Annotated in this window: 10 protein-coding genes; 6 read left to right on the forward strand and 4 right to left on the reverse strand. The window is 58.3% G+C overall.

What is annotated here, in order from left to right; genetic code table 11:
- Nucleotides 1-923 (forward strand): 5'-nucleotidase (locus B3V69_RS17025; RefSeq protein WP_296448190.1); only part of this gene is annotated, 923 nt, incomplete at its 5' end.
- A 12-nt stretch (nt 924-935) separates the two neighbouring features.
- A complete protein-coding gene (locus tag B3V69_RS17030) occupies nt 936-2,708 on the forward strand; it encodes an ABC transporter ATP-binding protein/permease (RefSeq protein ID WP_296448191.1) in 1,773 nt (590 codons plus the stop codon).
- On the opposite strand, the gene queC is transcribed toward B3V69_RS17030, so the two are convergent.
- Nucleotides 2,681-3,403 carry a 7-cyano-7-deazaguanine synthase QueC gene (gene queC / locus B3V69_RS17035; protein WP_296448192.1) on the reverse strand — a complete coding sequence of 241 codons (723 nt, stop codon included), beginning with the start codon at nt 3,401-3,403 and terminating at the stop codon, nt 2,681-2,683. The genes B3V69_RS17030 and queC overlap by 28 nt on opposite strands.
- A 46-nt stretch (nt 3,404-3,449) precedes the next feature.
- Nucleotides 3,450-3,941, reverse strand: a complete 492-nt coding sequence (locus B3V69_RS17040) for a hypothetical protein (RefSeq protein WP_296448193.1) — start codon at nt 3,939-3,941, stop codon at nt 3,450-3,452.
- 297 nt (nt 3,942-4,238) lie between these two features.
- On the opposite strand from B3V69_RS17040, the gene B3V69_RS17045 reads away from it, so the two are divergent.
- Nucleotides 4,239-4,547: a hypothetical protein gene (locus B3V69_RS17045; RefSeq protein ID WP_296448194.1), complete on the forward strand. Its 309-nt coding sequence runs from the start codon at nt 4,239-4,241 to the stop codon at nt 4,545-4,547.
- A gap of 110 nt (nt 4,548-4,657) precedes the next feature.
- Here the strand turns inward: B3V69_RS17045 and B3V69_RS17050 are convergent, their stop codons facing one another.
- Nucleotides 4,658-5,116 carry a winged helix-turn-helix transcriptional regulator gene (locus B3V69_RS17050; RefSeq protein ID WP_296448195.1) on the reverse strand — a complete coding sequence of 153 codons (459 nt, stop codon included), beginning with the start codon at nt 5,114-5,116 and terminating at the stop codon, nt 4,658-4,660.
- Between the two features lie 483 nt (nt 5,117-5,599).
- Between B3V69_RS17050 and B3V69_RS17055 the strand changes: the two genes are divergently transcribed.
- Together B3V69_RS17055 and B3V69_RS17060 are read left to right on the forward strand one after the other, a co-directional pair.
- Nucleotides 5,600-6,367, forward strand: a complete 768-nt coding sequence (locus B3V69_RS17055) for an SDR family oxidoreductase (protein WP_296448196.1) — start codon at nt 5,600-5,602, stop codon at nt 6,365-6,367.
- Nucleotides 6,368-6,384: 17 nt separating this feature from the next.
- The gene (locus B3V69_RS17060) at nt 6,385-6,798 is read left to right on the forward strand and encodes a PaaI family thioesterase (protein ID WP_296448197.1); all 414 of its coding nucleotides are present in this window, start codon (nt 6,385-6,387) and stop codon (nt 6,796-6,798) included.
- 38 nt (nt 6,799-6,836) lie between these two features.
- Here B3V69_RS17060 and B3V69_RS17065 read toward each other — a convergent pair whose 3' ends face one another.
- Nucleotides 6,837-7,712, reverse strand: a complete 876-nt coding sequence (locus B3V69_RS17065; RefSeq protein WP_296448198.1) for a crotonase/enoyl-CoA hydratase family protein — start codon at nt 7,710-7,712, stop codon at nt 6,837-6,839.
- A 106-nt stretch (nt 7,713-7,818) separates the two neighbouring features.
- On the opposite strand from B3V69_RS17065, the gene B3V69_RS20680 reads away from it, so the two are divergent.
- The gene (locus B3V69_RS20680; RefSeq protein WP_349679229.1) at nt 7,819-9,792 is read left to right on the forward strand and encodes a bifunctional diguanylate cyclase/phosphodiesterase; all 1,974 of its coding nucleotides are present in this window, start codon (nt 7,819-7,821) and stop codon (nt 9,790-9,792) included.
- The last annotated feature ends 443 nt before the right edge of the window (nt 9,793-10,235 follow it).

Below are 10,235 nucleotides of genomic sequence, written 5' to 3' on the forward strand. Positions count from 1 at the left end.
TGGAAGGCAAGTTGGTGGTGGCGATCTCAAGCCGCGCCCTGTTTGACTTTGAGCAGGAAAACGAAGTTTTCGAGCAAGGCGACGACCGTGCCTACATGGCGCTGCAACTGGAGCGGCTGGACATCCCGGCCAAACCGGGGGTCGCGTTTTCGCTGGTGAAGAAGTTGCTGGCTTTTAACCAAATTGCAGCCAATTCAAATACCGCAAGTGTGAATAGTCAGCCGGTGGAAGTGGTGATCCTCTCGCGCAATGATCCGGTGTCGGGCATGCGGGTGTTCCGTTCCGCCCAGCATTACGGTTTGCCGATCCAGCGCGGCAGCTTCACGCGCGGGCAGTCGCCGTGGCGCTACCTCAAGCCACTGCATGCCAACCTGTTCTTGAGCACCCATTTGAGCGACGTGCGCGCCGCCCTCGACGCCGGCGTGCCCGCCGCCCAGGTCTATCCGCAATCGGCCCATGCCGGTGATGCGTACCCCCATGAAGTGCGCATCGCGTTTGACGGTGATGCCGTGCTGTTCAGCGACGAGGCCGAGCGCGTGTACCAGGCCGAGGGCCTGAGTGCGTTTCAAAAACACGAGTCTGACAAGGCACAGCAACCGCTGCTGGCCGGCCCCTTCAAGCCCCTGCTGACCGCCCTGCAGCGCCTGCAAAAAGCCGGCACGCCCAGCATGCGCATTCGCACCGCGCTGGTGACGGCGCGCAGCGCCCCGGCACACGAACGCGCCATTCGCACGCTGATGAACTGGAACATCGAGGTCGATGAGGCCATGTTCCTCGGCGGCCTGCCCAAAGGCGAGTTTCTGCGCGAGTTCGAGCCTGATTTCTTCTTCGACGACCAGACCGGGCACGTCGATTCGGCGTCCAGGCATGTGCCCTCGGGCCACGTGGCGAGCGGGGTGTCCAACCCCAACCCAGCGCCTTAAATTTGGATACCCATGAGTCTCACCCCCAAACTCCAAGCCTTCAAAACCTTTGCCACCCAGGCCTGGGCCTTGACGAAACCCTACTTCCAGTCCGAACAAAAGTGGAAAGCGCGCGGCCTGCTGCTGGCCATCGTCGCGCTGAATCTGGGCCTGGTCTACATGGCCGTGCTGTTCAACGACTGGAACAAGCTTTTTTACGACGCGTTGCAGGAAAAAAATGCAACGGTGTTCTGGGCGCAGCTCGGGCGCTTCACCTATCTGGCGTTTGCCTTCATCATCATCGCGGTTTACAAGTTCTACCTGACGCAGTTGCTGGAGCTGCGCTGGCGCGCCTGGATGACCGGCCACTACCTGCAGCGCTGGCTCGCCAACCATGCGTTTTACAAGCTGGAGCTCGCGCGCTTTACGGCCAAGCCCAATACGGACAAGGGCAACCCCGACAACCCGGACCAGCGGATTCAGGAAGACATCAACCAGTTCACGGGCTACACAATTTCCCTGACCATGGGGCTGCTCAATGCGGTGGTGACGCTGGCCAGCTTTGTCGGCATTCTGTGGGGGCTCTCGGGCGGTTTCGCCTTTTCATTCCTGGGCAGTGCCTACAACATTCCCGGTTTCATGGTCTGGATGGCCCTGCTGTACTGCTTGGCTGGCAGCATCCTGACCCACTACATCGGGCGACCGCAGATCAAGCTGAATTTTGAGCAACAACGTTACGAGGCGGACTTTCGCCACCACATGGTGCGGGTGCGGGAATACAGCGAATCGATTGCGCTCGACAAGGGCGAAACCGTGGAGCGGGTGCAGCTGGATCTGCGTTTTTCGCGCTTGCTGGGCAATTACCTCGCGCTCATCAAAGCGCAGAAAAACCTGATCTGGTTCACCAGCTTTTTCGGCCAGGCCGCCGTGGTGTTCCCCTTCGTCGTGGCGGCCCCGCGTTTTTTCAGCGGCGCCATCCAGCTCGGTGAACTGATGCAGATATCGTCGGCTTTTGGCCAGGTGCAAGGCGCGCTGAGCTGGTTTGTGGACAGTTACAGCAGCCTGGCCAGCTGGCGCGCCACGACCGATCGCCTGACCAGTTTTGAAGCCTCTTTTACGGCGCTAGCCCCCGACGGAATTGCGCAACCAGCTACAAATTCTGTAGCACTTGAAGCGCGCGATCTGACGCTCGCTTTGCCGGATGGCGTGGTCTTGCTGGCCGGGGCCGCGCTGCACGCCAAGCCCGGTGACAGCGTGCTGCTGCAAGGGCCCTCGGGCAGTGGCAAGTCAACGCTGTTTCGGGCTTTGGCCGGCATTTGGCCCTTTGCCAGCGGCACCTTGGAGCGCCCGGCGGACGCCATGTTCATCCCGCAGCGGCCATATTTTCCGAACGGACCACTGCGTGATGCGCTGGCCTACCCCGAAACCGCATCCAGCTACACCGATGCACAGCTGCGCCAGGCGCTGACGGACGCGCTGTTGCCGCAACTGACCGAGCAGTTGGACCTGGCCGACGCCTGGAGCCAGAAGCTCTCGGGTGGCGAGCAGCAGCGTCTGGCCATTGCCCGCGTGCTGCTGAAAAAACCAACATGGGTGTTTGCCGATGAGGCCACCAGTGCGCTCGATGAAACGGCTGAGAGTACGGTATATAAAAGGCTTCTAGCCCTCGTGAATACTGCGCAAGGCGCTATTATTTCAATAGCACATCGGCCGACCGTGGCGGCCTTTCATAGCCAGCGCTGGGAATTGGAAAAACTGCCCGATGGGGCGCCCGCGCTTTACAAACTGGTCGAAAAACGCTCATAACCGCGCGCCCGCAGCTCGCAGGCCGGGCAGGCACCGCAACCATAACCCCAGGCATGGCGGTGTACGCGGTCACCCAAATAACAAGTGTGGGTATGCTCAATAATCAGCTTGACCAAGGCGTTGCCGCCGCCCGGCGATCCAGATTTTTCACCCAGCTCGTGGGCCAGTGCCCAGGTCGCGGCCTTGTCGATCCACATCAGCGGGGTTTCAATCAAAAACCGCTTGTCCATGCCCAGCGAGAGCGCCAGTTGCATGGCCTTCATGGTGTCGTCGCGGCAATCGGGGTAGCCCGAGAAGTCGGTTTCACAGACGCCGGTGACCATCACCTGCAAATCGCGCCGGTAGGCCACGGCGGCGGCCAGCGTCAAAAAGAGCAGATTGCGCCCGGGGACAAAGGTATTGGGCAGGCCGCTTTGCTCCATCTTGAACGCCGTGTCACGCGTCAGTGAGGTCTCACTCACCTCCCCCAGCACGGCCAGATCCAGCAGGTGGTCGTCGCCCAGTTTGGCCGCCCATTGGGGAAACTGGCGGCGAATTTCAAGCAGCACCTTGAGCCGCGCATCGAGCTCGACGCGATGGCGCTGGCGGTAATCAAAGGCGATGGTTTCGACCCGCTGGTATTTGCTGAGTGCCTGCGCTAGGCAGGTGGTGGAGTCTTGCCCCCCCGAAAAAAGAACAAGTGCTGTGGTGTGCATGCCCCCAATGGTAGGCGAAGCCCATCGTGGCCCGAGCCGAACAAGACTAAATGTTTTGGGTCTTGTTGATTTTGCTGGGCGAGTAAGTCAGCACTTCGGTTGCCAGCACACCCGGCATGGCATTGGGATTGGGCTTGGGCTGCGACATATCCATCAGATTCTGAGCGTGCTGCACCTGAATGGCGCCGGCACCGGCGGCCCATATTGACTTGATTTGCTCCAACAACACTTTGGAGAGCGGCACCGGCGGTGGGTCTTCAACTTTCTCCGGCGCTGGCCTGTGAATGGTCCAGTCTTTGAGGGCCGTGGCCGCCTCGGAGCCGCGCTGGGCCGGATCGGACACGCTGGTGTAGACCGCCTCCCCAGTACTGGGTTTGTTGGCCTGGTTCACCAGATTGACAACGCCGGGCGTGGACTCCTTCGACACGGCGGACGAACTGACCGGCGGCACGGGGATGGCTCGGTTGGCCGCAACCGAAGCCACATCCGCGCCGGAGGGGCGCAGACTGGGGGTTCGATCGAGGGGTGGCAGTTGCATTTTGTGTGAAGCCGAAAACCAGGTTTGAGGCATTTCTCCGTGTACGTATCTTTCTTAACGGCAGATTTAGAGAGTTATTTAGGCTTATTTTTTAAATAATTCACTTATTTACCTATTTTCGTTCCAATTCCTTGCCCGCCTTCTCAAACTGGCCGCCACACATCGGTGACATCGTGCGTTGTCGCACAGACGGCGCGACGCGGCGCGCGTAGCGTGGAGAGGCAGATAAATCAACAAATCGGTGCGGTTACGCGGTCGAACAAAGAAAATACATGAGCTTCTTCCCGACGGATCGCCATGCGAAAGCTCCTCATGCCACATAGCAAGCCGGTCTTTTCAGGCCCATCACAACAGTCCCAAAGCGCGCCACCGCTTGCCAATGCCGAGTTGGTGCAGTTGCAAGTTCGTGTGATTGCGCTGGAGAACCTGGTGATCACGCTGCTCGCAGAAGCATCTGATCGGCAACTCAACCTTGCCAGCGAGCTGGCAGCCGATATCTCTCCAAGGCCAGGCTTCACCCCTCATCGCCTGACCACCCATGCGGTAGCCCAGATAATTCATCTGGTCGAACGAGCCAGTCTTTTCCGGGCCATTCCGCTTTCATAAGCACGCCAGGCCCAGTGAACGACGCAGGGAAACGACGGCCATCGCGCACGCCTTGCTGCTGCCGGGCTGAGGAGCAAGAAGTATCAACGACCGGTGATCACTGACAATGTTCACGCTGTCGTGGTTGCGGCGCTACCCGGGTGGAAGCGCAGTTCAGCGCGCGATAGCGGTCGACCATCCGCCGCCTGTATGGTGAGCGGCCGAATGGTTTCTTTGCTCTTCGCATCCACAATCCGGAGCGGGCCTTCGCCACCGTATACCCATTGGTCACCCCATTGGATGATCGCGATCAGTATTGGCAGAAGAGCTTCACCTTTTGCGGTCAACCTGTAGTGGTAGCGGTTGACCTCCGGCCTGGTTTTCTCGCGCACCATGATTCCGTTTTCGACCAGCGTGCCAAGACGCTCGGTCAGGATGTTCTTTGCGATACCGGTGCGCTCCTGAAACTCGGTGAAGGTCTTAACGCCGTTAAGGGCATCCCGAATGATCAGCAGTGTCCACCAATCGCCAATTTGCTCCAAAGTTTGGGCAACGGGACAGTTCATTTCAGAAAAGCGTTTTCTCGACAAGGCGTTAACTCCAGATTTCGGTCTCGGCAGTCAATAGAACTGTCCGGTTTGGTAGCAAGCAGATTGTCCGCTTTCTATGGATTGGATGGTGATGGTTGGGCTGGCGCCTCAAGCGGCCAAGCGCTGCGCTTAATTTCGCATTTTGGTTGCACAACGAAACCAATTCGTGTTACGATTATTTGGTTTCACAACGCAACTAATTATAGGCCGTGCGTCGAAACATAGCTTTGTAAATTAACGACAAGGATGCATTTATGCCCATGATTGAGGTGACAACCTCTGAGGGAGTCCTCAACGACAAAAGCCGCGCAGGAGTCGCCGGTCGGATCAATACGCTGGCGGACATGAAGACAGCCTTAAGGCCACCGAAGCCAGCGTCGGCCTGATCGAATCAAACTGGGTGAACTGCCTGAGCGTCTTGGGACCATGGGCAGTTCATCCCCGATTTCGCCCTTGGGGGCTTATTTTTCAAGGAGATTCTTTATGCGCAAGCTTTTCAGCGTGGAAGGGAAAGTTGTAATAGTGACGGGCGGTAGCCGTGGCCTCGGCGCCATGATGGCGCGCAGCTTTGTGGAAAACGGTGCCAAGGTCTACATTTCGTCGCGCAACGCCGAGATGTGTGACGCGCGGGCTGCAGAGCTATCCGAGTATGGAACCTGTGTTTCGCTGCCGTTCAATCTCGGGGGAATGGACGGCATCGAGGGGCTTGCGGCAGCATTCGCCGAACGTGAACCCAAGCTTGACGTGTTGATAAACAACGCGGGTGCCGTTTGGGCGAGTCCCATCGAAGACTACCAAGAAAAGGGATGGGATAAAGTTCTCGACATCAATGTCAAGGCGGTATTCTTCCTGACGCAAAAACTGCTACCGCAACTTCGCGCAGCCGCTACTGCCAGCAATCCGGCCCGTGTGATCAACATTGCGTCTGCAAACGGCGTTGTGCCCCCTCCACTCGACTCTTTTGCCTACTCGACCTCAAAGGCTGGCTGCATCATGCTCACGCGCCACCTGGCCAAGCGACTCGCTCCTGAGAACATCTTGGTCAATGCGATTACGCCAGGGCCCTTTGCAACGCAGATGATGGCGGCCACACTCCAAGAATATGGAGACTTCGTCAGGCGCTCAAACCCGCTACGCCGACTGGGAGAGGCAGAAGATATTGCAGGTGTGGCGATGTTCTTGAGTTCGCGAGCCTCCAACTACACCACGGGTGCCGCTATCCCGTGCGACGGCGGAATGGCCGAGTTCTAGATAACGAGAGGATCGACATGCCTATTCCAGAAGGTTTTGTGCTCCACGACCGGACGTCTCCCGTTACGGCTCCGTGGGCGCCGATCTACGTGCGACATGAGAGTGACCGAGTACGGTTGTGCATCGAGGTTCGCGCTGCGCACACGAACTCGCGCGGCCTCCTGCATGGAGGCGTGATTGCGGCCCTCGTCGACAACGCGATGGGGCTCAGTTTGGGGAAGTTTCTTGCTGCAGAGGGGCGAGAGTGCGAAAAAGGTGCTGTAACGACGTCGCTGTCGATCGACTACCTGAAGATGGCAAAACTTGGTCAGCTGTTGGAAGTGGATACCTCCTTTATTCGGGCGGGCAGAAGCCAGGGAGTCACCCAAGCTTTCGTTCTCGCGGACGCAGAGGTCATTGCCCGAGCAAATGCGACGTTTCGATTTTCGTGAGCCGCCAACGATTGCCTTCTCTTGAGCGTCTTATGGCCTCACAATTTCTTGAAAACTCGATCCTTCCACCACGGGAAAAACTTGGGCATATGCTGGGTCACGCGATCTTTAAAGTTCGCCTTGCGCTTTTCCAGGAACGCACTGATGCCTTCACGCGCATCATCGGATTTTCCCAAGGCGGCAATCGCGGCTGTATCGACCTCGTGTGCATCCATCGGGTGCGGGGCGCTGAGCATGCGCCACATCATGTGCCGGGTCATCGCAATCGACACGGAGGATGAGTTGTCGATGAACTCCTGCGCCAATGCGCGCGCCGCCGGTAGCAGCGCATCCGGCTCGTGCAGGCTGCGCAGCAATCCTGCTTGCAAACCTTCTTCAGACTTGAACACACGCGCCGAGTAACACCATTCCAGCGCCTTGCTGATGCCGACAATGCGCGGCAAGAACCACGACGAACAGGCTTCTGGAATGATGCCGCGCGCGGCAAACACGAAACCGAGCTTGGCGTTCGGCACGGCAATGCGAATATCCATCGCCAGCGTCATCGTGATGCCAACCCCGACCGCTGCACCATTGATGGCGGCAATCACCGGTTTATTGAAATCGTAGATGCGGCGCGTCACCTGCCCGCCACCATCACCGACGTAGCGTTCGGCCGCCGCCTGTTCGGCCAGGTATTCTGAGTGTTTGCCCCAGGTCTCGCCGCCAAGCTCCAGATCAGCGCCGGCACAAAACGCCCGACCCGCACCGGTGACGATCACCACCTTGACGTTGTCATCGGCATCGGCCTGGTCAAACGCCGCGATGAGCTCCTCGCACATCTGACCGGTAAATGCATTCATCCGGTCCGGCCGGTTGAGGGTGATCGTGAGAATGCGGCCGTCAACTTCGTAGCGCAGTTGTTCAAAAGTCATGGGGTCTCCAAAATGAATCGATAAGTTTATACCTAGCAGACTGACCTTGCCCTTGGAATCCGTATCCCATAACCGAGATCATGAGTTGGCTTGCTGGGGCTGGGTATTGTCAATTTTTCTGCTTGACCGTCGCGTGTGCAGCGAGAGCTGTCGTAACACGGGGGGCAAGATTGCCTATGCCAGCCAGACGCTCGAGCGCCTGGCTGTCCGCCCTCTCGTCCAGCAGCTTGATCCCAAAAACTGCGATGCGTTGCTGAAGGATTTGATTAGCCTGAACCCCGACTACACCAACGCCACTTATACGAACCTGGAAGGGGTGGCAGTCTGCTCGGCGGTGCCGCAACCTGATGGGAAACCGGTCAATGTTGGCGCAACGCCGTGGTTTCAGAAGTTACTGAAGGAGAAGCGCTTCATCGTCGGGGATCCTTTTTTGGGCCCGATCACTGGCAAGTGGGTGTCCGTCCTCGGTGCACCCATCTGGAATGAGCGTCACGAAATGATCGGAGGAGTTCAACTTCCTCTCGATCTGGCGGCTTTCGATCCTCATATTCCTGCCCAGTTCTTGCCCGCCGAGAGCCAATTCGGTTTCATCAGCGAAGACAGAACCCTGATCTGGCGCAATCGTGACCCGAACGGTGTGATCGGCGTGCGGCCCGTCTCGGATGCAGCGCGGCGCACTGTCGAGGTGCGGGATGGAGAGTTCGAGAGTCTGTCGGAGGACGGTGTTCGACGTTACTTTTCTGTGGTACCGATGCCGCAGACTGGATGGATCGCCTTCGTGGGCGTTCCGGCGTCGGCGGTTTACGCCGCAGCCAATCAGCGCGCCACAATCGCCACGGCCATCGCGCTGGTCTCCCTTGCCCTGCTGTTTCTATTGGCGATTGCCATTGCACGGCGGATCACCTTACCGGTGGCGAAACTGGAAATAGCCGCGCGCGCCGTCCGCGCTGGCGACCTCGGCGTCAGGGCCGAGGTGGGAGGTCCAAGCGATATCGCCGTGGTGGCACAGGAGTTCAACGTGATGCTCGAAGCGCAGCAGCACAACGTTGCGCAACTGCGCATCGCCGCCACAGCATTCGAGTCGCAGGAAGGCACGCTGATTACCGATGCCAATAATGTGATTGTGCAGGTCAACCGTGCCTTCACCGACATCACGGGCTACCCGGCCGAGGAAGTCGTGGGCCAGACTCCGCGTCTGCTGAGTTCTCGCCGCCACGATACAACCTTCTATGCCCAGATGTGGCAAAGTATCAAAGACACGGGTGGCTGGCAGGGTGAAATCTGGAATCGGCGCAAGAATGGCGAAATCTATCCCAGCTGGCTGGCCATCTCTGCGGTGAAATCGGACGATGGAACCGTCACCCACTACGTTGGCGCACACACCGACATTACTGCGCGCAAGGTTGCGGAAGACCAGATCACGCATCTGGCCTTTTACGATCCGCTGACCCAGTTGCCGAACCGGCGACTGCTGATGGATCGGCTGCAAAAAGCGCTGCCTTACAGCGCGCGAAGCGGTCACTGTGGCGCGTTGCTCTTCATTGACCTGGACAACTTCAAGACGCTGAACGACACGCTCGGGCACGACAAAGGTGACCTGTTGCTGCAGCAGGTGGCGCAAAGCATGGTCACTTGCGTACGCGAGGGTGACACGGTGGCGCGACTGGGCGGCGATGAGTTTGTGGTGATGCTCGAAGGTCTGAGCGAACTTCCCGAGGAAGCGGCGACACAGGCTGAAACCTCGGGCGAGAAGATTCTCGTCACCCTCAGTCAACCCTACCTGCTCGCCGGTCACGAAAACCGCAGCACCCCCAGCATCGGCGTCACCCTGTTTAGCGGCCACCAGACCTCCATCGACGAACTGTTGAAGCAGGCCGATCTGGCCATGTACCAGTCCAAGACGGCCGGGCGCAATACCCTGCGCTTCTTCGATCCGAAAATGCAGGCCCTGATGGCTGATCGCGCTGCACTGGAGTCCGACCTGCGCGAGGCGGTAAGGCAGCAGCAGTTCGTCCTTTACTACCAACCACAGGTGATCGGTGCTGGTCGCCTGACGGGTGCCGAGGCGTTGGTACGCTGACTTTGCCGGGAGGCAGATCGACGCGAATGTTCAGGTCGGGGATCTTGAATCCATGCAAAAAATCAATCGAAGTGAATTCGAGAACGGCGGGTTGTCCTTTCTTCAAGACAATCTCACTCGGTATATATGAGAACCGCCGTGCCACGATTTTGATTACCTGCTTGTCGGCCAAACAGCGGAGAAACACGCTCAGTGGCAGGCAGAGCATGAGTTGCGCAAATACGAGCTTGCCTTGGTGCATGGCGGTTTTGGACGGAAATCCGCAAAAAACCGACAGTCTGACTTTCGACGTTCAAATCGACACAGACTGAAATGCCAAATTCAACAAGTAAATCATTAACTTACGACGCCATGATGTGTAAACGTTGGGACACTACTGATGGGACATGTGTTGGAGATCGCGTCCCCGACATTTAAACAGCGCTAGTGTAGTGTTGCAATCT

It is taken from the genome of Rhodoferax sp. UBA5149 (assembly GCF_002413825.1).
Classification (GTDB): Bacteria; Pseudomonadota; Gammaproteobacteria; order Burkholderiales; family Burkholderiaceae_C; genus Rhodoferax.